This window comes from Kribbella orskensis (genome assembly GCF_004342085.1).
Classification (GTDB): domain Bacteria; phylum Actinomycetota; class Actinomycetes; order Propionibacteriales; family Kribbellaceae; genus Kribbella; species Kribbella orskensis.
On record NZ_SLWM01000001.1, the window covers coordinates 1,030,436 to 1,052,699 of the forward strand.

Annotated in this window: 20 protein-coding genes; 10 read left to right on the top strand and 10 right to left on the bottom strand. The window is 67.8% G+C overall.

Going from position 1 to position 22,264, the window contains the following annotated elements; translation table 11 throughout:
* Positions 1-49 precede the first annotated feature (49 nt).
* The 3 genes from EV644_RS05030 to EV644_RS05040 all read right to left on the bottom strand — a co-directional run bounded on the left by EV644_RS05030 (position 50) and on the right by EV644_RS05040 (position 4,024).
* Positions 50-2,632 carry a DUF4153 domain-containing protein gene (locus EV644_RS05030; protein WP_132186770.1) on the bottom strand — a complete coding sequence of 861 codons (2,583 nt, stop codon included), beginning with the start codon at positions 2,630-2,632 and terminating at the stop codon, positions 50-52.
* Positions 2,629-3,327 carry a response regulator transcription factor gene (locus EV644_RS05035; protein WP_132186769.1) on the bottom strand — a complete coding sequence of 233 codons (699 nt, stop codon included), beginning with the start codon at positions 3,325-3,327 and terminating at the stop codon, positions 2,629-2,631. The genes EV644_RS05030 and EV644_RS05035 overlap by 4 nt, the downstream gene beginning before the upstream one ends.
* 73 nt (positions 3,328-3,400) lie before the next feature.
* Positions 3,401-4,024: a TetR/AcrR family transcriptional regulator gene (locus EV644_RS05040; RefSeq protein ID WP_132186768.1), complete on the bottom strand. Its 624-nt coding sequence runs from the start codon at positions 4,022-4,024 to the stop codon at positions 3,401-3,403.
* An 88-nt stretch (positions 4,025-4,112) separates the two neighbouring features.
* On the opposite strand from EV644_RS05040, the gene EV644_RS05045 reads away from it, so the two are divergent.
* Complete coding sequence (locus EV644_RS05045) at positions 4,113-4,607, top strand: hypothetical protein (RefSeq protein WP_132186767.1); 495 nt, start codon at positions 4,113-4,115, stop codon at positions 4,605-4,607.
* Here EV644_RS05045 and EV644_RS05050 read toward each other — a convergent pair.
* The gene (locus EV644_RS05050) at positions 4,576-5,346 is read right to left on the bottom strand and encodes an SDR family NAD(P)-dependent oxidoreductase (RefSeq protein WP_199239633.1); all 771 of its coding nucleotides are present in this window, start codon (positions 5,344-5,346) and stop codon (positions 4,576-4,578) included. The genes EV644_RS05045 and EV644_RS05050 overlap by 32 nt on opposite strands.
* Complete coding sequence (locus tag EV644_RS05055) at positions 5,343-6,041, bottom strand: SDR family NAD(P)-dependent oxidoreductase (RefSeq protein ID WP_199239634.1); 699 nt, start codon at positions 6,039-6,041, stop codon at positions 5,343-5,345. The genes EV644_RS05050 and EV644_RS05055 overlap by 4 nt, the downstream gene beginning before the upstream one ends.
* A 179-nt stretch (positions 6,042-6,220) precedes the next feature.
* On the opposite strand from EV644_RS05055, the gene EV644_RS05060 reads away from it, so the two are divergent.
* Positions 6,221-7,222, top strand: a complete 1,002-nt coding sequence (locus EV644_RS05060) for a sigma-70 family RNA polymerase sigma factor (protein WP_199239635.1) — start codon at positions 6,221-6,223, stop codon at positions 7,220-7,222.
* A 100-nt stretch (positions 7,223-7,322) separates the two neighbouring features.
* Here the strand turns inward: EV644_RS05060 and EV644_RS05065 are convergent, their stop codons facing one another.
* Positions 7,323-7,895, bottom strand: a complete 573-nt coding sequence (locus EV644_RS05065; RefSeq protein ID WP_132186764.1) for a dihydrofolate reductase family protein — start codon at positions 7,893-7,895, stop codon at positions 7,323-7,325.
* 149 nt (positions 7,896-8,044) lie between these two features.
* Here EV644_RS05065 and EV644_RS05070 point away from each other — a divergent pair, with 149 nt between their 5' ends.
* Positions 8,045-9,055 carry a sigma-70 family RNA polymerase sigma factor gene (locus EV644_RS05070; protein WP_241997724.1) on the top strand — a complete coding sequence of 337 codons (1,011 nt, stop codon included), beginning with the start codon at positions 8,045-8,047 and terminating at the stop codon, positions 9,053-9,055.
* A gap of 193 nt (positions 9,056-9,248) precedes the next feature.
* Positions 9,249-9,926 carry a cytidylate kinase family protein gene (locus tag EV644_RS05075; protein WP_132186763.1) on the top strand — a complete coding sequence of 226 codons (678 nt, stop codon included), beginning with the start codon at positions 9,249-9,251 and terminating at the stop codon, positions 9,924-9,926.
* Between the two features lie 140 nt (positions 9,927-10,066).
* Here EV644_RS05075 and EV644_RS05080 read toward each other — a convergent pair whose 3' ends face one another.
* Positions 10,067-10,336 (bottom strand): DUF8691 family protein, encoded by a 270-nt coding sequence (locus tag EV644_RS05080; protein ID WP_132186762.1) that lies wholly within the window; start codon positions 10,334-10,336, stop codon positions 10,067-10,069.
* A gap of 645 nt (positions 10,337-10,981) precedes the next feature.
* Between EV644_RS05080 and EV644_RS05085 the strand changes: the two genes are divergently transcribed.
* The gene (locus tag EV644_RS05085) at positions 10,982-11,224 is read left to right on the top strand and encodes a DUF8691 family protein (protein WP_158292742.1); all 243 of its coding nucleotides are present in this window, start codon (positions 10,982-10,984) and stop codon (positions 11,222-11,224) included.
* Positions 11,221-11,451: a hypothetical protein gene (locus EV644_RS05090; RefSeq protein ID WP_132186760.1), complete on the top strand. Its 231-nt coding sequence runs from the start codon at positions 11,221-11,223 to the stop codon at positions 11,449-11,451. The genes EV644_RS05085 and EV644_RS05090 overlap by 4 nt, the downstream gene beginning before the upstream one ends.
* A gap of 43 nt (positions 11,452-11,494) precedes the next feature.
* Here EV644_RS05090 and EV644_RS05095 read toward each other — a convergent pair whose 3' ends face one another.
* Entirely contained in the window at positions 11,495-14,182 is a 2,688-nt protein-coding gene (locus EV644_RS05095) for a winged helix-turn-helix domain-containing protein (protein ID WP_132186759.1), read from the bottom strand.
* 215 nt (positions 14,183-14,397) lie between these two features.
* Here EV644_RS05095 and EV644_RS05100 point away from each other — a divergent pair, with 215 nt between their 5' ends.
* The 4 genes from EV644_RS05100 (at position 14,398) to EV644_RS05115 (ending at position 20,394) form a co-directional block, all read left to right on the top strand.
* On the top strand, positions 14,398-15,684 hold the full coding sequence (locus EV644_RS05100; protein ID WP_158292743.1) for an MFS transporter: 1,287 nt from the start codon (positions 14,398-14,400) through the stop codon (positions 15,682-15,684).
* A gap of 98 nt (positions 15,685-15,782) precedes the next feature.
* Positions 15,783-18,455, top strand: coding sequence for a winged helix-turn-helix domain-containing protein (locus EV644_RS46030; protein WP_132186757.1), 2,673 nt, complete (start codon positions 15,783-15,785; stop codon positions 18,453-18,455).
* A gap of 77 nt (positions 18,456-18,532) precedes the next feature.
* Complete coding sequence (locus EV644_RS05110) at positions 18,533-19,318, top strand: CPBP family intramembrane glutamic endopeptidase (RefSeq protein ID WP_132186756.1); 786 nt, start codon at positions 18,533-18,535, stop codon at positions 19,316-19,318.
* 137 nt (positions 19,319-19,455) lie between these two features.
* Positions 19,456-20,394: a class I SAM-dependent methyltransferase gene (locus EV644_RS05115; protein ID WP_241997721.1), complete on the top strand. Its 939-nt coding sequence runs from the start codon at positions 19,456-19,458 to the stop codon at positions 20,392-20,394.
* Positions 20,395-20,480: 86 nt separating this feature from the next.
* Here EV644_RS05115 and EV644_RS05120 read toward each other — a convergent pair whose 3' ends face one another.
* Positions 20,481-20,837: a VOC family protein gene (locus tag EV644_RS05120; RefSeq protein ID WP_132186755.1), complete on the bottom strand. Its 357-nt coding sequence runs from the start codon at positions 20,835-20,837 to the stop codon at positions 20,481-20,483.
* A gap of 205 nt (positions 20,838-21,042) precedes the next feature.
* A complete protein-coding gene (locus EV644_RS05125) occupies positions 21,043-21,750 on the bottom strand; it encodes a 4a-hydroxytetrahydrobiopterin dehydratase (protein WP_132186754.1) in 708 nt (235 codons plus the stop codon).
* Between the last annotated feature and the right edge of the window lie 514 nt (positions 21,751-22,264).

The following is a 22,264-nucleotide window of genomic DNA, read 5'->3' on the forward strand; positions in this document are numbered from 1 at the left end:
TCCGAGTTTCGGGAACGAGGCCCCACAGCGAATGCTGCTGGCAACTAAATCAGCCGGCCGGCTTGCTGACACAGTTGGTGGCCGTGGGGTGGGAGCGGATCAGGGGCTCGGCGCGGTGGCGGCCGAAGTTCCATTCCAGCCAGTCGTCGTCGCTGGGCTCGTGGCCCGTCAGCGCGCAGCCGGCCACATCGGCCGGGAGGGTGGCCAGGACCGGTACCGCGTCTGCCGAGAGCCCCTGCAGGTAGTCCCAGTCGACCTCGCCGCTCGTCTCGTACCTGTCCAGGTTGCGCTGCGCGATCCAGGCGTCCGGGTTGATCGCGGCCAGCAGGAAGAGGAAACCGGCCCCACTGAGCAGCGCGGCGCGCGGCAGCCAGCTTGCTTTGAGCGTCACCCCCGCCGCCATCACACCGAGGACGAGCAGTCCCAGCCAGCCTTCGAACACATCGACCAGAAGGCGAAGTTGAGTGAATCCGTACGCCTCTTGGTAGAGGTGCATCCGATAGAGCGCGGAGGCGACCACGACCAAGGTCAGCACGCAGAGCAGGCCGAGCGACCCACGCAGCCAGGCGAGATCCGCGGCCGTCGCACGCGGCGCCTTGCGAGCGGCGGCCCACACCACGAGCAGCGTGAGCGCTGTGGCCACAGTCAACTGACCGAAGCCCTGGTGGACGTACTCCGCGTAGGTGAGCCCCGTGATCCGCTCGAGGTAGTCGTGCCCGCCGAAGTTGGCAGTGGCCTGCGCTGCCAGGAAGACCAGGAAGACCGCGTCCACGATCAGCACCGGCGCAAGCCACTCGTACCGGCGGGCGACCGGCCTCGTCGGGCCGGACCCGGTCTCGACGTTGGGCGGGTTCAGACCGAGGTACGTCGCCGCCAGCACGACACCTCCCACCGCGACGGTGATGAAGGCCCGCAGTACGAACGAATCGAGCTCGATGTCCGGGACGATCGCGCCCGCCCACTCGGCGAAGAGCGCGTCGGCCGAGGCGAACAGCACTCCGAAGACGAGCAACCCCAAGAGCGACCACAGGACCGTGCGGAGCGCCGCCGCACTCGCCCGCAAACCCTTGACAGCCTGGGCGGAGCGACCCAACCACGGAAGCCCCCGCAACCCCGCGAGCGGCCAAGCGATCCCGGCGAGCACGAAGGCAGGCAGGGTCCGACCGTTCACCAAACCGGCCATGCAGACCGCGCCACCCGCCAGCAGGCACAACACCACGATCCACTCCGCGTCCCGGACGACAACGGTCACAGCCAGGAGCAGGCAGAGCGCGGCACAGGCCAGGGTGAAGCGGGACCGGCGGTTCACGCTGAATCCGAGGATCACTCCGCCGGCCGCCAGCAGTACTACGAACGTGCCGAGGCCGAGGTCGCGGTACGGCAGGACGATGCCGGCCAGCAGGCCGACGCCCAAGCAGTACAGGACAGCACGCAGGTTGCCGGACAGGCCGGCCTCGGGCCAGAACTTGCCGAACATCATGTCCATGCCCGGCTCCGGCACCCGAGCCACAGCGGGTGCGGACGGTACGGCGGGCTTCGGCGGTACGGCGGGTGTGGACGGTCCGGATGGTGCGGGACTGTCGACCGGCTTCGTCATGACTGCCTTCCTGGTGACGGGAGTGGGTTGCAGTGGTTCGCGCGGCAGGTCTACGCGGACCCGGGCACCGGTACTGCGTGGCGCGGGGTCGACGAAGTGGATGGTGCCGCCGTGGAGGTCGGTGACCCAGCGGGCGATCGCGAGGCCGAGGCCGGTGCCGCCGCCACCGTCGGCCTCCGCCAGCGTCCCGAACCGCTCGAAGACGCGGTCCCGGTCGGCGGCCGGGATCCCCGGCCCTTCGTCGGCGACCTCCAGCCGCCAACCGGTGCTCGTGGCCTCGGCGGTGATCCGGACGACCCCGCCGGCGGGACTGTGCCGAGAAGCGTTGTCGAGCAGGTTGCCGATCAACTGGTGGAGCCGGGCCGGATCTGCCGGGACAGCGAGGTCCGACGGCGTGACCAGTACGTCGTACTGCACCTCGCGACTGCTCACTTGTGCTTCGGCGACGGCGCGCTCCAGCAACTCGAGGACAGGCACCTGCGTGGTGGACAGCCGGACTTCACCGGCATCCACGCGGGCGAGGTCGAGCAGGTCGGAGGCGAGGGCGGACAGCCGCTCAGCCTGATCGAGCGCCGTTCGCAGGGTCACCGGATCCGGCTCGGCGACTCCGTCGACGAGGTTCTCGAGTACCGCGCAGAGGGCGGCGAGCGGAGTACGAAGTTCGTGGCTCACGTTCGCCACCAACTCGCGGCGCTGGCGGTCGACGGCGGCCAGATCCTCGGCCATCCGGTTGAAGGCCCTGGCGAGCTCACCTACCTCGTCGCTCGAGCTCGCCGTGACCCGGGCGGAGTAGTCGCCGCGGGCCATCCCCCGTGCGGCGGCGGTCATCTCGCGCAGCGGCGACGTCATCCCGACCGCCAGCAACTGGGTCACGCCGAGGGCCAGGGCCACCGTGACCGGAATGCTCAGCCACAAGGGCACGGTGCCGACCGCGCCGACCGCCGCGAGGATCGAAGCCACCGTGACGCTGACCGCGACGAGCAACCCGAGCTTGACCTTGACCGACGTGACCTGGTCCAGCAGCGGGGTGCTCACGCCGTACTCCCGGGCTCGAGGGCGTAGCCGACGCCATGCACCGTCCGCACCCGGTCCGCGCCGATCTTGGCTCGCAGCGCCTTCACGTGGCTGTCGACGGTCCGGGTCCCGGAGGCGCCCGGCCAGCCCCAGACCTCGGCGTACAGGTTCTCCCGGGTCAGTACGACACCTGGGCTGGCGGCGAGACAGAGCAGCAGGTCGAACTCGGTAGGTGTCAGGTGGACCTCGGTGTCGTCGACCCAGGCTCGGCGAGCGGCTGCGTCGACCCGCAGGTCACCCAGCTCAGTGGGTGAGCGGACAGCCAACTCAGCTGCCCGGTCGACCCGCCGGAGAAGGGCGGCGACCCGGGCCACCAGTTCCCGCATCCGGAAGGGCTTCGTGAGGTAGTCGTCGGCACCAACGCCCAGCCCCACCAGGATGTCCGCCTCGTCGTCGCGCGCGGTCAGCATCAGCACAGGCACCGGTCGGGCGGCTTGGATCCGCCGGCACACCTCATGCCCGTCGAACCCGGGAAGCATCACGTCCAGCAGAACCAGATCCGGCGCGGTCTCGGCGAACCGTGCGACGGCACCCGGCCCGTCCCAGGCCTGAACAACCTCGTACCCCGAACCGCGCAGCCGGTCGGTCACCGCCTGGTTGATCACCGGCTCGTCCTCAACCACAAGGATCCTGCGGCCTGCTCCGCTGACTGACATAGCCCGACCCTAGGAGCCACCCTGGTCAGAAAGAGCGCCCAACTCGTGAAGGTTCTGTGCAGGTTGTGGTGGGTCAGCGGGTGGGGAGGCTCGACCAGATCGTGCGTAGTGGCGCCATGCCGTCCTCGACGTAGTCGGCGATCGGGCGCACGCCGCCGTCGAGGTACCACTGCTCCAGCGCGGCGAAGTAGCCGAACACGAGCGCGTTCGCCGCGACGCGCGCCTGGGTCTCGGTGAGGTCGCCGCGGCCGGCCATCATCGGGGCGATCCGCTGACTCGCCCGGTCGAGCGTCGCGCACGCGGCCATCCGCACCGACGGCTCCTGGAAGAAGTAGCGCACCCGGCGCCAAGGGCTCTTCTCGGTCTGCGAGCCGCGTGGCCCTTCCTCGGGCTCGGGCGTTTGCTCCGCCGTTGATTCGTACTCGAGCACGATCCGCAGCAGGCTGCCGACGGGATCATCCAGATCCAGGATCTCGTCCAGCGCCTCCTGGCTCATGCTGTCGAACTCGTCGGCGACGAGGAGCCCTTCCTTGGTTCCGAAGTACCGGTAGACCGACGACGGCGACACCTCCGCCGCGGCGGCGATCTCCTCGATCGTGACCGCGTCGAACCCTCGCTCGTCGAACAGATCGAGTGCCCGCTCCTGGATGGTGTGCCTGGCTTTGACTCGCCAGCGTTCCCGCAGACCGGATGCCATTCGCCGATTATAGACAGCCACATTCTTCAGCTAGTGACTGCCTCAAAACCTTTGACTTGCCGTCTGCGACCTTCGTACAGTCACTTGCATGAGACAGTCACTATCTGAAAATCCGGTTGCCCCGACGGCGGCGACCGCCGGCCGGCGCTCGGCCGGGTACGCCGTCCTGGTGGCGGTCGCCCTGTCGGTTGTTCTCGCGGTGGCGGCGATCGTCGACCAGGCCAGCGGCCACACCCTCAGCGATCACGCCAATGCCGTATACGCGTCCTCCGGCAAGCAGCCGTCCGCGAGCCTGCTCTACGGCCTCGTGTACGCCGTCGCCACCGTCAACGCCTTGTTGTGGCTATTCGTACTGCGCGTCGCGCGCTCACGCCGCCGGTCGGCTGCGGTCCTGGCCGTGATCGTCGCCGCGGTCACCGCAGGCCTCGCCGTGCTCCTGCTCGTGTCGTCCGAGTACGACGCACGGATCTTCCCGCCACTGTGGGGCGTCCTGGCGATCCTGCCGGCCGTCCCGGGCATCCTCGCGACCGGGCTCCTCCTCCGCCCAGGATTCAGGGCAGGTTCTGTAGCCCGGCGGCGGTGAGCAGGTACTCCGGAGCGGTGGTCGCCGGGTCTGCGCGCACCAGGTCGACCAGGGCGGATCCGGCGATCTCGGGTGTCAGCAGGTCCCCCAGTTCCTTCAGGTACTCCTCCTCGGTCTGGCCGCCGCGAGCCGCGTACGCTCGAACCCCCCGCCTGCCTACGTCTCCGTACGGCGTCATCGTGGGCATCACCGCCGTGACGGTGATGTCCAGCCCGGCCCGGCGCGACTCGTCTCGGGCGTACCCCGTGATGAATCGCTGCGTGGCCTTCGCCCCGGCGTACCCACCACTGAGCGGCGACCCGTTGCGGTTGATCGCCGCACCGCTGCTGACCACGACCACCCTGCTGCCGGGCCGCAGCGGCGTGAGCAAAGCCTCCCGCAACCAGTGGAACGCGATCCGGACATCGGTGTGCCAGTTGACCGAGAACGTCTCCCACGTCTGCTGGTGCAGCGGACGCATGTGCGGGCCGGCGCCGGCCACCAGGATGACGACCTCCGGCTCGTAGCGATCGAGAAGGTCGGCGGCCACGGTGGCGTCGCCGGCGTCGGCGACCTCCGGCTGGATGGTGGCGGTGGCCGTGGCCAGCTCGGCCAACGGCGCCGCAGTACGGGCGACCGCGACCACCGGGGCGCCGGCCTCGGCGAAGGCCGTTGCAATCCCGCGGCCCAGGCCACTGCTCGCACCGACGACGATCGTTGTCCTGCTAGACAGGTCGCTCAGGATTCTTCCCGTGCTCATGAGTTGACCGGCTCTGCTTGTACGAACGCCGCCATCTGGCGTTCGAGTGCCTTGGACGCGCCGTTGCGCCAGCCCTCCGCCATGGACTCCGACAGGGGATCGGGGAAGATCTCCTCGTCCCCGTTCTCCACGCCGTCGAGGATGGCTCGCGCGACGGACTCCACCGAGGCCTTCGGAATGTCGCCCTTCGGGCCCATATCGGTGTCGACGGGCCCGGGCAGGACGGCGTGGACCGCCACGCCTTGTCCCGCTAGCGCCGCGCGCAGCGATTGTGTCAGGGAGAATGCGGCGGCCTTGGACATCGCGTACGTCGGATCGAGCGGCACGGGCGCCAAGGCCGCCAGCGACAGCACGTTGACGATGGTTCCCCGGGAACGAGTCAGCAGCGGCAGGAAGGCCTGGGTCGTGTCATAGCTGCCGAAGAGGTTGACGGCGAGGTGCTGCTCGAGGGCGGCGCGATCGCCGAGGTCGGCGTACAGCGCCACACCGGCATTGTTGATGAGGACATCGAGAGACGCGACGCTCTCCACAGCTGCCTGGATCTGCGCGGCATCGGTCACGTCCAAGGTCAGCGGCGTGACGCGCTCGTCCGGATGGGTGAGGGGTCGACGCGTCCCGGCATAGACCCGCTTCGCCCCTCTCCTCAAGACTTCCTCGACCAACGCCTGCCCGATACCGCGATTGGCTCCGGTCACCAGAACTGATCTGTCTGCGAATGTCATGCGTACCCCTAGCTAGCGCTTCCGACCTGTCGAAGATGCAGACATCGCGATCTCGAGAAACTGGGCGCGCGCACTCCGCCCAGTTCTCGGCCCGGCCGGTGTCAATACTGGAGACCGGCCAGGAGTGAGCGACACGACGCGAGGGTGGAGTGGTGACGACAAACCTGATCACGAGGGCGCGGGCCGGGGACGGCAGCGCGTTCCGGGAGCTGACCGAGCCGTACCACCGGGAGCTCCAGGTGCACTGCTATCGGATGCTCGGATCCTTCCAGGACGCGGAGGATGTCCTCCAGGACACGCTGCTGGCTGCCTGGCAAGGTCTCGCAGGATTCGAGGGACGCGCCTCGATCCGCACCTGGCTGTACCGGATCGCCACCAACCGGTGCATCAACGCGCTTCGCTCCGCCAAGCGACGCCAGGCCAAGGAGTGGGACGCGCCCGAAATTCAGCCACCTGAGCCGACCGGACTCTCGGAGGTCGTCTGGCTCGAGCCCTATCCCGACGCCCTACTCGAGGGTGCGATCGACGGACCGCCCGGACCGGAGACACGCTACGAACAGACTGAAGCGATCTCCCTGGCCTTCGTGACCGCTTTGCAGGTCCTACCCGCTCGCCAGCGCGCCGTACTCATCCTGCGCGAGGTTCTCGGGTACCACGCGAGCGAGGTGGCAGACATGCTCGACTCGTCGGTCGAGTCGGTCAACAGTGCGCTCAAACGAGCCCGCGTGGGTCTGCAGCGCCGCCTGCCGCCGACAGACGAGCAGCCCCCCGCTCCCGACTCACCCGCCGAGCAGGCGCTCGTGGAGAAGTTCGTCCGCGCGTACCAGTCCGGCAATGTCAACGCGCTGGTCGCCTTGCTCACCGAGGACGTCCGCGTCTCGATGCCCCCCGTTCCCCTCGAGTACTACGGCCGCGATGCTGTGCACGGCTTCTACACCAGCGTCATGCGTCCGGATCGCCTGTACGACCTCGTGCCGACGCGGGCGAACGGCCAGCCGGCCTTCGGCACCTACCTACGAACCTCCATCGATGGCGTCCGCCGTGGGACAGGCCTCCTCGTCCTCACGCTCACCGGCGACCAGGTCAGCGCTGTCACCCGCTTCGACAACAGCGCCCTCCCCTGGTTCGGCCTCCCCCGATCGCTCCCCGGCTGACCGCGAGCTCACTCGGCGCGCTCCGCCTCGGTACTGGCCGGACGCGACGAGCCTCCACCCTTCGCGCCTGGTGGGGCGCGAAGGGTGGAGGGCGCGGTCGTCAGGCGTCCCGGACGACCTCGTAGGTGAGCAGGACGAGGGCGTCACCGACGGCCTGGGTGTCGACGAGCCGCGTCGATTTCGTGTCGCTGATCTCGCCGAAGAGGCGCTCGCCGGCCCCGAGCACGACCGGGTAGACCATCAGCCGCAGTTCGTCGACCAGGTCGTGTTCCATCAACGTGCGCGCGAGCTGACCGCTGGCGTAGACGACGAGGTCCCCGGCCAGTTCCTGCTTCAGCTTCGAGACCTCGTCCAGCGTCTCCCCCTTCAGGACCCTCGAGTTGGTCCAGTCGGGATCTACGAGCGTCGACGACACGACGTACTTGGGCAGGCTCCTCAATCTGTCCGCCCACTCGCCAGTGCGGGTCGCCCACCGGGTGGCGAACCACTCGTAGCTCCGCCGACCCAGCAGCAGCGCCTCGGCGCCCAGCGCCTCGGCGTACTCGGTCCTGGCCCACTCTTCCCCGGCGCGCTCGAAGTCGAACCAACCGCCTTGTTTGAAGCCCTCGTCACCGGTCGGGTCCTGGACGACCCCATCGAGCGTGACGTTCACGCTGACGACGATCTTTCCCATCTCGATCTCCTTTGTTGGCGTTGTCGGCTACCACTGATCTAGACACCGCGACATCGGGAAAGGGGGCTCTGGTCAACCGCCCCCTTCGGCACTCGGCCGGCGTCCGTACAGGATGGAAGGGCGACAAAGCGCAGAGAGAGGTGGCCAGAGTGGAGTTGGTGAGAGCCGACCTGATCAGCAGGGCGCGAGCTGGGGACGGCGAGGCATTCCGGGCGTTGACCGAACCGCACCGCCGCGAGCTACAAGTGCACTGCTACCGGATGCTCGGATCGTTCCAGGACGCCGAGGATGCCCTCCAGGACACCCTGTTGGGCGCCTGGCGGGGTCTCGGGGGGTACGACGGCCGCGCGTCGCTCCGGACCTGGCTCTACCGGATCGCCACCAACCGGTGCCTCAGCGCACTTCGCTCGGCCAGCCGACGCCCGGCCAAGGAGTGGGACATCCCCGGGGTCGAACCGCCCGAGCCGACCCGGCTCGGCGAAGTCGTCTGGCTCGAGCCGTACCCCGACGCCCTCCTCGAAGGTGCGATCAATCTGCCGCTCGGCCCGGAGGCCCGCTATGAGCAGACCGAATCCATCTCCTTGGCCTTCGTGACCGCCCTGCAGGTCCTGCCGCCTCGCCAGCTCGCCGTACTCATCCTGCGCGACGTCCTCGGATTCCACGCGAGCGAGGTGGCCGACATGTTGGACACGACCGTCGATTCGGTCAAGAGCGCCCTCAAACGGGCGCGCGCCGGCCTCGAACGCCGACGGTCGACGGTCACCGACCGCGAACCGCCTCCTGCCGCCGACTCGTCCTCCGAGGATGCGATCGTGGCGAAGTTCGTCAGCGCGTGGCAGTCCGCCGATATCGACGCGCTGGTGGATCTGCTGACCGACGACGTCTTCATGTCCATGCCACCACTGCCCCTCGAATACGAGGGCCGAGACGTCGTAGCCCAGTTCTGCGCCACCCTCTTCGGCGCAGGCCGCAGATTCGACCTCGTGCCGACGCGAGCCAACGGCCAGCCGGCGTTCGGCGCCTACCTGCGCCCTCCTACCGGTATCCGCCACGGCACCGGCCTCTACGTCCTCACCCTCGCAGGCAACCGCATCTGCGCCCTGACCCGCTTCGAAAACACCGCCCTCCCATCCTTCGGCCTACCCCGATCACTCCCCTGAAGGCGGCAGCGGTCGGCCCTCTATGACAGCGGGCTTCCTCGATCGACAGTCCTTGTTCGCCTTCGCTGTGGCGGTTTCCGGCCCGAGCGGCGTCCTCGTCGAACGCGAGGAGGCAGACGCTACCTGGCACACGCCGAGACCGGCATAGGGTGCACCCGACGCGACACTCACGACGCAGGGACGGCGGTAGAACATGGACAACGGCACCCGCGAAGAGCTGCTCAGTCGCCTGGCCGAGGCGGTCGGATCCGTGACGATCGCACACCCGACGCGGGTCGCCGTCGACGGACCGCCCGCCGCCGGCAAGACCACGCTGGCTGACGAGCTCGCCGTCGTCCTGCGCGCGCAAGGCCGCGAAGTCATCCGCGCGACGATCGAAGACTTCCTCACCCCCCGGTCACAGCGCTATCGGCGCGGCGAGGACTCTGCCGAAGGCTGCTATCACGACAGCTTCGACTTCGAGGCGCTGCACCGGGTTCTGCTCGATCCGCTGGGCCCGGCCGGAGACCGAAGGTTCCAGCAGGCGGTCTACGACAGGGACACGGACACCGCACTGTCCCAGCCGGTCACGACGGCACCCGCCGACGCCGTGCTGCTCTTCGACGGCGTGTTCCTCCTGCGCCCGGAGCTGATTGACCAGTGGGACCTGCGCATCTTCGTGTCCGCCGCTTTCGAGAAGACACTGGATCGCGCCCGGACCCGAGACCAGACCGTGTTCAGATCCGCCACCGAGGTCGAGCGACGCTACCGCAGCCGCTACATACCCTCCCAACAGTTCTACTTCGACACGACCCGCCCGACCGATCACGCCGACATCATCGTGCACAACGACGAGCCCCATCTGCCGGCATGGGAGACCCGCCCACGCTGATCAGATACACAGGAACTGACTACTGCTCGCCTCACCCAGGCTCGCTACCACAGACGGAGGACAGACTCGTATGAGCCCAGACCACCCGCTGTGGCACCTTACGGATGCTCAGGACCTTGTACTTCGAGCTCTCCCGGCATTCACTCGCTCCCGTCGTCTACCTCTCCAGGCTCGACGGCGACCCATTCGGTCGATGCCAACGTCGTCGCATCCGGTACTCGGCGAACCTCGACGACTTCGATGCCCAGCGCCCGGAGTCGTGACAGCAGGCCATAAAGCGCCGACTCATCCGGGATGCCGTAGAGGATGGTGTTCACCTGATCGACCGCCAGCGTCACGGCACCCAGATCTCGAAGGTCTTGTTCCGGTACGGCGCCCGCCACCCGCAGCTCGTACGTCGCATCGACCATCGACCCACTCCGTCCCAAGGTGTGCGTCGACGGTCGCAAAGACGACGTGACGCGGCTTCATCCCGGTGGGGTGAATTGCCGGGGCTCGAACCAGGCCTGGCTGGACATACCGATCGCGCAGTCTCGAAATTGCCCGGCATGCGGACGTCGAACGCCGGTCGGCGCCGCGACGTACGGACGAGCGCTGCTCGGATCGGGCGATCGCGACGCCAAGCTTGCTGACTGCAGCTGCACGCAGCTCCCGACCGACGGGCCCAGCGGCATCACCCGGCACGGATGATTCGCCACCGTGGATGCTGGTGATCCTCGTTCTGTTCTCGGCGTGGTCGGCCCTGGTCATGCCCGCCGACCACACTCACGAGCAATCAGCTGACCGCTCGGCGCCACCCTCTGCGTCATACTCGCCGACTGCCGGGACCGCCTGGGTGAGGTCGGGTGAGTGGCTGCACCTGACCGGTCTCGACCCCCCCTACGACGATTCGACGACCTGGATCGTCGAGCGCCCGTGACTGACAGGTCTGCGGTCATACGTCAGGGATGACGACAGATCCGCGAACCAACGGTCCGATGGTGGCAACGAAGACCGCACGGTGCCGCGAGATCCGCTTCATGACTCGTGGAGGACGACACCGGAGGGAGACGCAGATGACACTGACAACCTACGAGATCCGCATTGTCGGCCCGGTGTCGGCCGGGCTTCTCGCCCAGCTCGGCGACGTCACAGCCGTGGAACTGGAGCTGAGGACAGTGCTGACCGGCAGGTTCACCGATCAGGCTGCGTTGCACGGGTTCTTGCAGCGCCTGCGTGCACTCGGTCTCGACCTCGTGGAAGTGCGATCGGTGGCCTCACCCGAAGACGAAGGGCCAAAGCTTGAGGAGTCACCATGATCGAGCGCCAGTGCGGTACGGCGTACGAGTTCACCGTCGCCGGCCCGATGGGTCCGTTGTTGCGCGCCGCGTTCCCCGGACAGCGATTCGCCGCGATCGAGGCGTGCACGGTCATCCGGATGCAGGTCCCTCCTGACCGCGACCTGGATCTGGTGGATCTGGTCGGCCTCTTCGAATCTGCGGGGGTAGTCGTCCAGGACCTCTATCGGGTCAGCCCGCCGGCCTAGCGAGGGGCAGCGTCGACCTGCGGTGCGCGACGGAATCGGCTGACTACTCGGCCAGGAGTCCGAGTTCGCGGGCCCGGTGGACGGCCTGCCGACGAGAGCCGACGTCGAGCTTCCGATGGATCCGCTTGAGATGTGCCTTCACCGTGTTGACAGATACGTAGAGCTCTGACGCGATCTCCGCGTTCGTCATCATCGTCGGCAGGTACCGCAGAACAATCAGTTCACGGTCGGTCAGCGGTTCGGCCGGCGCGCCGGCTGGAGCGCCGGGTGACCTGAGGAGGCCCATGTCGACCAGGAGTTCGTCCGCGAAGTCCGTGAGATCTGGCCCCGAGTGCTCCAGCCAGGTCAGCAGACGAGGTAGCTGCTCGGGATCCAGGACGAGGAACGGTCTTCGGACCCCCTCCGGTCGAGCGGCCTCCAGCGCGCGGCCGAGCGCTTCCGCGGCGCGATTGTCCTCACGCAACCGGCCGGCCACCAAGGTCGTCAGCAGCCACACCTCGACGACGGCACTGCGCTCGACCGACTCGTCACGAAGGCGCGCGAGAATCTCCTCGGCCCGGTGTGGCGCACCGCGGGCCAGAAACGCTCGCGCGAGGCAGACCTGCTCGCGAGCGAACGGCGCCGTCCGGTCGGCGGGAGACCCGAACCTGGTCAGCGCGGTGCCTGGGTCACCGGCCGCGAGGTCGATCTCGGCCTCGGTGATCGCGAGCCATCGTGCGATGAAGACCGGTGGCGCCCACTCGGCGAACTCGTTCCTCAGGCGCGACAACTCCTCTCGTGCGGCGTCCACTCTGCCGACAGAGGCGTCCAGCCGAGCTTGTGCGAGGCCGATCGCGTATGTGGAAGCGACTTCCGCCGAAGCCGTCCGGGCCTCGCCCAGCGATCTGCGGGCGTCGTCGAGGTTGTTCCACTGGAAGTGGACCATGGCCAGGGCCAGGTATGCGGTCGCCGCCTGTGGCATCGGCGCCCAGCCGCGAGCTTCGACGGCCGCGACTGCCTGAGCGGCGAACCCGAAGGCCTGCTGCAGGCGACCTGATGAAGCGGCAAGCAGCCCGAGATGCGCCAGTACGTTGATCCGGGCAACGTCTAGACGGGTCGCCTCGGCAACGCGAAGGCCATCCAGCAGACACGCTTCGGCGTCGGCCAGGCGACCGGACCAGAGCAACGCAGTACCAAGGTTTCCCAGCGCGACGGCCCGGTACTGGTCCGCGGCCGGCATGGACAGCCCCGGCCCGGCGAGCGCCTCGCAGGCGTCCGATGCAGCCGACATCACGGCCGCGATATCGCCACGTACCCGTGCGGGAGGCAGTGAAAGCATCCGGATCGCGATGTACGTGGGGGTCCGTGACTCCGGACTGGTTGTGCCCAATCGCGCCTGAGCGAAGTCGATCTGCCGTTGTATGTCTTCGTGGCGGCCGGCGAACATCAGGCGCCCAGCGGCGCACAGCGCCAGCTCCGGGCCGTCAGCGAAGAGGTGGCTGGGGATGCGAGCCAGGATGGCGTCAAGCTCTGTCCGTTCGGACGAAACCAGCAAATGCATGGCTTGCCTGACGAAGAGACGGCCCAGCAGCTGCCAGTCGGCCGCCTCGGCAGCTTGCCGCAGCGCCTCCAGCGGGTGTCCGTTCTCAGCGAACCAGAGGGCGGCGCGCCGGTGCAGGCCGGGCAGGCGCTCTGGTTCGTCGACCGCCAGCCGATGGTGCAGCATCTCGCGAAGCATCGGGTGGTACCGGTACCACTGCCGATCCGGGCCGAGACCGACCACGAAAGCGTTGGATTTCTCGAGCATCTCCAGGAACTGCAGACCGCGAGGCTCGTCGGACAGCACCTCGGCCAGTCCGCTGTTCAGCCGCTCCGCGACGGAGGTCCGCAGCAGGAACCTCCGCAGCTCAGGTGGCTGGTTCTCGAACACCTCCGCGGCCAGGTAGTCGGAAACCGCCTGGTCGTCGCCGGCGAAGTCCGCCGGGGTCCGGCCTGGCTCCAGCCCGTTGAGGAAGAACGCGGCCAACCGCACCCCGGCCGGCCACCCTTCGGTGCGGTCGACGAGTAACTGGGCCTCGTGTGGAGCAACCAGGAGACCCTCGGCGGCAAGCAGCGAGGACACCTCGGCGACGCTGAACGCGAGATCCGGGAATCGGATCTCGGCGAGATCTTCCGTCATCCTGAGCCGGTGCAGTGGCAGGGCGGGATCTGCCCGTGTCAGGAGCACCAGCCGCAACTGGGGCGGCGGGTGCCGCAGCAGCTCGGACAGGCGCGAGAGCACGATCGGTTCATGCAGGACCTGGAAGTCGTCGAGAACGATGACGACCGGCGCGCGCAGCCCGGTCAGGCCCGCGCGGAGCAGGCGGAAGTTCTCGTCCTCGCTGCCGAGTCCCGGCGCCAGCTCGGCCAGTGGGTTGCCGCGGGGAATCAGCACCGCGCTGCGGATGGCCGTCACCAGATAGGACCAGAACGACACTGGGTTGTTGTCGCTCTCGTCCAAGGAGAACCAGACCACTGGGCCGGCAGTAGGTCCGGAGGCCGCCCAGGAAGCCGTTGCGAGCGTCTTCCCCCAGCCCGCGCCGGCGCTCACGACCGTCATCGGTCTGCAGGTCCCGGCATCCAGCAAGCGATTGATCTTCGGGCGGGCGACATACGAGGACGGCACCCGTGGTCGTGCCAGCTTCGTCGCCAGCAACTCGAACTCCGCCGGCGCCGGAGGCAGCGGTAGACGTCCTGCCGCACCGATTGCCATATTCCCCCGACCCTGTCGACCGCCCGCTCCCTGCTCGAACTGCTGTCGCCAGACAGGTCGGGTTGCGGGTGCTGCTGCCGATCGCCAGTCCCACACAGTAGGCCGGACTGCACGCCCCAGGATCAGCCAGATCGGTACACATGCTACGTGAGGTCCGCCGAATACCACCCGCAACGGGCCAGGCCGCTTCGGGCGGCTCGGTTCACGATGATGGCGTGACCTTCCCAGTCAGAGGTGGCGGTCGGCCGATCATCGCGACCTGCATCGCCAACGCCATCGAGTGGTACGACTTCGCGGTCTACGGGGCACTCGCGTCGGTCCTCGTCGCCGTCCTGCTACGGCCGGGCCCCGGGAACGGCGGGCTGACAGCGATCTTCGCAGTGTTCGCGACGTCGTTCCTGGCCCGACCGGTCGGTGCATTGCTGGTCGGCATGCGTGCGGACCAGGTCGGGCGACGCCGCCTGCTGGCGGCCACGATCCTGCTGATGGCCGGCGCCACCGCTGCGATCGGGCTGCTGCCGCCCTGGTCAGCGGTCGGGGTCCTGGCACCGTTGTGCCTCGTGGTCCTCCGCCTGGTGCAGGGATTCGCGTCCGGAGGCGAGATCCGCGTATCCATCGCCTACCTGCTCGAATCGTCACCTCCGCGTCGTTGGGGCTACTACGGAGGCTGGCACACGGCGACCATTGCGCTTGGGTTCACCGCAGGCCTGACGGCCGCCGTGGTCGTCTCGGCCACGCTGTCGATGGCCGATCTCCAGCGTTGGGGATGGCGGATCCCGTTTCTCGTCGCTCTTCCACTGGGTCTGGCCGGCCTCTACATCCGGTTGCGCCTTCGCGAGACGACCCCGTTCGAGCGGGCCGGCAGGAGTGCAGACAGGAGCGCGGCGGGGTCGTCGAGGGCCAGTCCGACCATCCAGGCCGCCTGGCGCGAGCACGCTCCGGCTGTCTGGACGGGCTTCGCCCTGGTGAGCGTTCTCTCCGGCACCTTCAACATCTGGTTCGTGTTCCTGCCGTCGCACGTCGTCGCGGAGGACATCCACGACCTGCCCGTGGCCTTGGCCTGCGCGGTAGCGGGGCTGGCGGCGGCCGCAGCAGCGGCACCGCTGTTCGGGCTGCTGTCCGACCGGGTCGGGAGACGCCCGTTACTGATGGCCGGCACCTCGCTCCTGTGCCTGCTCGCAGTGCCTCTGTATGAGCTGGTGCTCCAGGGCTCGATGCTTCGATTGCTCGTGGCCGACCTCGCGATCGGGGTTCTTCTCGGCACGCTGGTGATCTCCGCGCACATCGCGGAGCGGTTCCCCGTTATCGTCCGTGCGAGCGGCATCGCGCTGACGTACGGCTTGGCGACGGCGCTGATCGGCGGCTCTGCCCCCGTCGTCGCCAGCCTGCTGGCCCAGCACGGATTCTCCGTCTGCGTCCCCCTCTACCTGCTCGGCCTCAGCGCGGCCGGACTCACCGCGGCACTGCGCTCCCCACCGGTCGTGGCATCGGGGGACGCCTGAACCAGCGACACCCGGATCGGGTGATGCCGTCGGTCGAGCGCCGCGAGATGGTAGATCCCACGGCGGCACGAGGAAGTCTGGTGGGGATGATGGATGCGATGCGATCTGCCGAGGGGGACGTAGACGACCCTCTGCTGGCGGTGAGGTTTGCGATCCCGGGCCCTCCGAGGGCGTACGTCGAACGCCGGCGGCTGACGGCGCGGCTGGATCGCGGTGCCGAGCTCCCGCTCACCCTGGTCAGCGCTCCCGCCGGCAGTGGAAAGACCGCATTGGTCGCCTCTTGGGCGACGAAGCGCCGAGCTCCGGGCGGCACGGCGTGGGTCACCTTCGAGGAGCGGACTACGCCGGCCACGGCGTTCTGGCCGCACGTCCATGAGTCACTCCGCCAGCTAGGCGTGGCCCTGCCGGTCGCGCGCTACGACACCCCGCGCGCACACTCCCGGATGCTCACCAGGCTCGCCGGCGCGCTCGCCGGGCAGACACATCCGGTGACCCTCGTACTCGACGGCTACGAGCTGGCAACCACGGAGGATTCGAACGGCATCGACTTCCTCTTGCGACACAGTGGTGAGCGCCTGCGGGTCGTGCTCCTGACCCGTGTCGACCCGGTGCTCCCACTGCACCGCTATCGGTTGGCCGAGATGATGACCGAGGTGCGGATGGCGGATCTCGCATTCACCGAGGAGGAGACGTCGCGGCTGGTGCGGCAGTCGGGGATCAGTCTGAGCGCGACTTCGATCACTGCACTCACCCACCGCACCAGGGGCTGGGCCGCGGGTCTGCGTTTCGCGAGCATGTTCCTCGAGCGGAGCGACAATCCGGACGAGGCCGTCGACCAGCTGGCCGGCGACACGGGCAACATCGCTGAATACCTCATGTCCGAGGTGCTGCAGACACAACCCGCGCGGGTGCGGGCATTGCTGCTGCGCACCAGCATCGTCGACGTTCTTCAGCCCGGGCTGATCGAGGAGCTCGCCGGACGGTCGGCCGGGCGCACGCTCGCCTCGTTGGCACGGGGCAACATGCTCGTCGAGGCGCTGTCGGATCACCCTGGCTGGTATCGCTACCACCCTCTCCTGCGTGACCTCCTGCGCGCAGAGCTCGCCCATCGATCACCTCGCGGCCAGGTCCGACTGCACAAGAAGGCCGCTCAGTGGTACGCGCGCCAGGGATTTCTCCGCTCCGCCGTTGGCCTGACTGCAGCCGTCGGGGCTTGGAGCGATGCTTCCGCGTACGTCATCGACGACCTCGCCATCGGGAAGGTTCTGCTGGGCAACGACCCGAGCGGTCTGGGCGACGACCTCAGGAAGATGCCTCGCGACATCGAAGACCCCGCCGCCTCGGTCGTCAGGGCTGCGCTGGCGCTGGCTGACCACAAACCCGACCGCTGCGCAGAGGAACTGGGGCGTGTCGGCGAGACAGCCGCACCGGAGTCGGCCCACAGTCGCGCTGTCGAGCTGTCAGCCGACATCGTCCAGACCGTCAGATCAGGTCTGCTCGACGATCCGGAGACCGTCGCCCACGCCGACCTGGCGCAAGAGGAGCTCAGCAGGCTGGAGCGCGAGAAGGTCGTCGCACACCCCGAGCTGACCGCGCTCGTCCACGCCAGCAAGGGAATTGCGCTGCTGCGCGACGGCAAGATCGACGATGCGCGGGAGTCCCTCGCGTCGGCGGCCCGCCTGCGGGCACCGGGATGTGATGCGTTGACGGTGTCGTGCCTCGGCTACCTGGCCCTGATCGAATCCCACCAAGGTCAGCTTCGTCGTGCCCAGGACTGGGCGTCGCAGTCGGCGTCCGTCGCCCAACAGACCGGTCTCCCGTCAGTGGGTTGGCCGCCGGCGGCAGAGATCGCTCTTGCCCTGGTGAGCACAGAACGCTACGACCTCCGTGCCAGTCGCGAACACCTCAGAGCAGCACTCCGTTCGTACGACGTGAGCGAGGACCCGGTAATTCAGGCGTCGTCGGCAATCGTTCAGGCCCGCCTGCTCCGCGCCCGCGGGGAAGTGGCCCAGGCGATCGACCTGCTCGAGACGATCGGCACGCGATCGCGAGGCGAGGCCGGCTGGGCCTTCGAGCTGCTCCAGCTCGAAATGGCGATGCTGACGGTCGTGCAGGGCGATCCCGAGGTCGCGATCCGCATGATCGGCCAGCCGAGTGACCGGGATGAGGCCAGCAGGTCGCTGGTCCTCGGCCACGCACAGTTGGAACTGGAAGACTGGGTCGGCGTGGAGAAGTCGGTGTCCGCGATCCTGGACAACGACAACCAGGAGATCCCGCTGCAGACCCTCGTGGGTGGGCGACTGCTGGAAGTCGCCTACGAGCTGCACCGTCGACAGCCAGGACGGGCGAGGATCGCGCTCAACCGCTCTCTGCGCCTAGCTGGGCCGGAGGATCTGCGGCGGCCGTTCCGTGAGGCTCCTCCGGCCGTCCGGCGATTCCTGGAAACCGACGCAGCGCCGTCCGATCGGAAGGCATTGCTCGGATCCGTTGTCGACTCGGGTCGCAGGGTTCTCACCCAGCGAAGCATTCCGGCGGGAAGTGGCACCAACGAGGTGCGCGACGAGGGCTATCTCGCGCCACTCACGGTGAAGGAGCTGGAAGTGCTCGGTTACTTGTCCGAGTTGCTGACCACCGAGGAAATCGCGACGACGATGTTCATCTCGGTGAACACCGTCCGTTCGCACGTCCGCAACATCCTTCGCAAGCTAGCGGTCTCACGCCGGAACGAGGCCGTGCGACGTGCCCGTGATCTCAGCCTGATTCCCGACTGACGCCTGGACACCTACGACATCTGGCAGCCGGACCAGAAAATCCTCACTTGGTCCGCCGCCGGCTGTTACCGTTCGGCATGGCAGATCAGCCGCGGGCCCGGAAGCCGTTGCCCTACTGGGGATTCGGGGTCGTCGTCATCGTGTACCTGGCGATCATCCAGGGCGGCGGGATCCTCGTCGAACACGTTGGCGACCATGACGACACGGCCACGACAACCGAAGGCGTGATCTACAACCTGTGGATCCCGCTCGGAGCGGCCCTCGTCTTCACCTACGCGGTCGTCGCCGTACTGGGCTGGTGGCACCCGGTACTCCGAGACGATCGGCCAGTACGGCGATGGGTCTGGGTAGTGCCGATCACCTTCGCCTTGTGCAGTCTGGCCGCCATCGACTACGCCGCACTCGGCGACAAAACCGCGGGATACGTCCTCGCGCTGTTCATCGCCACCCAGTTCGTCGGCTGGGGCGAGGAAGGCATGTTCCGCGGCATCGGCGTCACCACGCTCCGGGCGCACGGCCTGACAGAAGGCAAGGTCGCGTTCTGGTCCAGCGTCATCTTCGGCGCGGTGCACCTGTCCAACTCCCTCACCCACGGCGCACAAGCCATCCCCCAGGCTCTCGCGGTCAGCTGCGCCGGCTACTTCTTCTACCTGACCCGCCGGGTCGCCGGCACCAACGCCGTCAACTCGATCCTGCACGGCCTCTTCGACTTCTCGATCCTCACCGGCACCGTCGTCCTCGTCGACCAGAACCCGTACGCCGGAGCAGCCGCCGCGATCCTGGCCTACCTCATCGTGGCCGCCCTCCTCCTGGTCCGCCGCCACCACATCGAGGCACCAACTCCAGCCCCGGCCACCGACTGAATCGTCGGCCAGGGCGGGTTTCGGGATCCCCACAGTGCTTCCCACAAGACCGCGGCGACCATCCTCGATGACGCCGGTGCGCACCCACCTGACGGTTGCGCGTGGGTGCTCTGTCTCGAACGTCCTGGCGGTCACGCGTGCCGGCTGTCCTCGGCGAGCAGATGCATTACCGAACAAACGCTGCTGCGCAAACGTCCTGTCTTGCCGATGAGCGATCGTCGTTGCTTCAGAATTCCGCTGCCCATGATCGGGCGGGGTCGCGCGAAAAGACCGAGCATGTCGGCGCAGATCGTGTCAGGATGCTCGGCATGTCCGGTCGCGCACTGAGCTTCGGAGTGATGGCGGAAGCATACGAACGGTTCCGGCCGGGGTATCCCGTGGAGCTTGTCGACATGGTGATGGCGTACGCGGGTCAACCGGTTCGGACCGCCCTCGAGATTGGCGCTGGGACAGGCAAAGCAAGCCGTCTGTTCGCTCAACGGGGTGTCACGGTCACCGCGACCGAGCCTGACGGGGCCATGCTCGCCGAGCTGCGTAAGCACGTGCCAGCAAACCTCAAGACCGTGCAAGCCGCGTTCGAGGACTTGCGACCGGGCGAGAGCTACGGGCTGGTTTATGCGGCAGCGGCGCTGCATTGGACGAACCCAGAGGGTCGGTGGTCGCGCATGGCCGCGCTGCTGGAGCCGGGTGGCGTGTTTGCCTCGTTCGCTGGACCAGTCCAGCTGGCTGACCCGGCTGTTGCGGAAGCTGTTCGCACGGCCCGGGCACCGTTCTTGGAGAGCGACGAGGTTCCGTCTCCAGATGGGACGCCTCCGGGACATGACATGCAGTGGCCGGGTACGGAGCTCCAACGGTCTGAGTGGTTCGCCGATGCTCAGCAGTCCGTGATCGAGCGGCGCTTGACGATGAGTGCTCGCGACTACGTTGGCCATCTCTCGACCGTCTCGGCTTATCTCGAATTGCCGACCTCGGAGCAAGAGCAGGTATATCGCCGGATCATGCAGGTCCTGCCTGAGACGGTCGAGATTGCCGCGGACATCACCGTCCATCTCGCGCGTCGGCGCTGCGAGCAGTAGTGCCTCGATAGTCTTCCGGACATGCCGCCGACAGTGCGCTCAATTCCCGATGAGTGCGAACGCTACGCCGACGGCTCCCTTCTGGATCATTCCAGACAAAGGCAGAAGGGGTGACCTGCAGGGTCCACGAAGACCCTGTAGGACGTACCGGGCTGGTCCGGATGTTTGGTTGCACCGAGATCGATCACTCTCGCCTCGGCTGCGTCGAGGTCGTCAACGAGCATGTCGAGGTGCATCTGCTTGGGCCGCTCCTGGGCCGGCCACGTCGGCGGCGTGTAATCAGCCACCCGGTGGAAGGCGATGCACTGGCCGTCCTCAGGGCAAACCGAAGCCCGGTCGGCGGAGACGTCGATCTTCCAATCCAGCATCGCGCCGTAGAACCTGGCGAGCGCACCAGGATCGGGACAGTCGATAGCGATGAGGGGCAAGCGAGCGATGGCCATGCCCGCCAGGATATCGACGATTGCGGTTGGCGCCCGTCCCGATTCCGCGGTGACGTGCTGGCGCTGTTGACCGTCGTACGTCCGCTCATAGCCGCTGCCAGCGCGCGGTCAAGTAGCCGATGTGCGCGAGTCGGTCACGTCAGAGTGTCAGCTTGTGCGAGGTGGTCGACTTGGGCCGCGACCGCGGGTCAACCGAGTCGTCGTTTCATTTTTTCTTCGCAGCGGACACGTCGACGCAGACGATTCCCTTGTTGCCGTCCTGGTCGGCGATCACGGTGAGCGAGGGCGCGTTGCTGTCATCGACGACGGTCCCACCCGCGGCGACGGCGGCGGCGATCCGTTGCTCGGCCACTTCGGGCGCCACATAGACCTCGATGTGGAACCGCTGACGCGGGGTCTCGTGCTCGTCGGCGTCCCCGAACCACAGATTCGGTACCCGTGCCGTGGCGTCTCGGATTTCGTCGCTGGGGGTTCCGCGGCCCTGGGCTTCAGCGCTCCCGGTCAGCAGGACGGCCCACACCGGGGCGATGGTCGCAGAGTGCGCCGTGTCGAGGCCGAGCTCGATGTCGCTGACCGAGGCCGGGTCGGCGTCGAACTGGTGGTCGGCGGCGATCTCGGTGATCCGTCGCGCGAGGTCGACGTCCTGCTGGGTCACCCATTCGACGACGTGCTCGGTGCCCTCGTCGTCGCGGTAGATGGCGTCGTCGGTGACCAGCTTGAGGTCGACGTACCCATTGCCGATCGACACGCGCGGGTGGTGGCCGAGCGCGTCGCCCGCCTCGCCCACCGCGGCGACGAACCGTGCGCCGGCGCCGAAGTCGTCGACCACGTACCGGGCATGCAGTCCCTGGGCGAGCTTGCGCCAGTCGGTCAGGTTGGCCTCGGCGATCTGTTCGCCCTTCAGCATGTCCATACACGGGACCCTAGCTCTGATTCAGCCGCAGCGCCCGAGCTCATCGCTTCACCTATCCTGCCCGGCCATGTAGATGTCCGATACGTTCTCGCTGGCTGTTAGCCGACCCAATGGTCGACGCGAACGAACAACCGGATCTGGCTCCCCTCTGTGTCAAGGAGGTGCTCGTTTCCCGCCTTGGTCAGGGTGCGCCGGTCCTCGCCGGTGTCAAGCAAAGTGCGCTTGACGCCGGCTGCGGGTCGGCGCTGCTGAGCGGGCGCGGGGACGAGGGTGAAGAACGGGCTGTGTGCGTGGGCGTATGGTCGTCGGTGGCGGGCCCGGGAAGTGACTTGTCCGAAGAACCGGCGTGGGGATGTGAGCCGGTCACGCTGGAGTTAGTAGACGTTCCCCGGTGTCCTCCCGGGCCTGTCTGTGTCTGCGCCAGCGCGTCGTTGAGCAGCTGGCGATAGACGATGTCGGACAGCCGTCGCTTCACGCACCGCATCGCTTCCATGGGTGCTTTGCCATCGGCCTT

Coding starts and splice junctions, on each gene's coding strand:
- EV644_RS05035 (WP_132186769.1), bottom strand. CDS start 3,327: ATGTCAGTCAGCGGAGCAGGCCGCAGGATCCTTGTGGTTGAGGACGAG.
- EV644_RS05040 (WP_132186768.1), bottom strand. CDS start 4,024: ATGGCATCCGGTCTGCGGGAACGCTGGCGAGTCAAAGCCAGGCACACC.
- EV644_RS05045 (WP_132186767.1), top strand. CDS start 4,113: ATGAGACAGTCACTATCTGAAAATCCGGTTGCCCCGACGGCGGCGACC.
- EV644_RS05050 (WP_199239633.1), bottom strand. CDS start 5,346: ATGAGCACGGGAAGAATCCTGAGCGACCTGTCTAGCAGGACAACGATC.
- EV644_RS05065 (WP_132186764.1), bottom strand. CDS start 7,895: ATGGGAAAGATCGTCGTCAGCGTGAACGTCACGCTCGATGGGGTCGTC.
- EV644_RS05075 (WP_132186763.1), top strand. CDS start 9,249: ATGGACAACGGCACCCGCGAAGAGCTGCTCAGTCGCCTGGCCGAGGCG.
- EV644_RS05080 (WP_132186762.1), bottom strand. CDS start 10,336: ATGGTCGATGCGACGTACGAGCTGCGGGTGGCGGGCGCCGTACCGGAA.
- EV644_RS05085 (WP_158292742.1), top strand. CDS start 10,982: ATGACACTGACAACCTACGAGATCCGCATTGTCGGCCCGGTGTCGGCC.
- EV644_RS05090 (WP_132186760.1), top strand. CDS start 11,221: ATGATCGAGCGCCAGTGCGGTACGGCGTACGAGTTCACCGTCGCCGGC.
- EV644_RS05095 (WP_132186759.1), bottom strand. CDS start 14,182: ATGGCAATCGGTGCGGCAGGACGTCTACCGCTGCCTCCGGCGCCGGCG.
- EV644_RS46030 (WP_132186757.1), top strand. CDS start 15,783: ATGCGATCTGCCGAGGGGGACGTAGACGACCCTCTGCTGGCGGTGAGG.
- EV644_RS05110 (WP_132186756.1), top strand. CDS start 18,533: ATGGCAGATCAGCCGCGGGCCCGGAAGCCGTTGCCCTACTGGGGATTC.
- EV644_RS05120 (WP_132186755.1), bottom strand. CDS start 20,837: ATGGCCATCGCTCGCTTGCCCCTCATCGCTATCGACTGTCCCGATCCT.
- EV644_RS05125 (WP_132186754.1), bottom strand. CDS start 21,750: ATGGACATGCTGAAGGGCGAACAGATCGCCGAGGCCAACCTGACCGAC.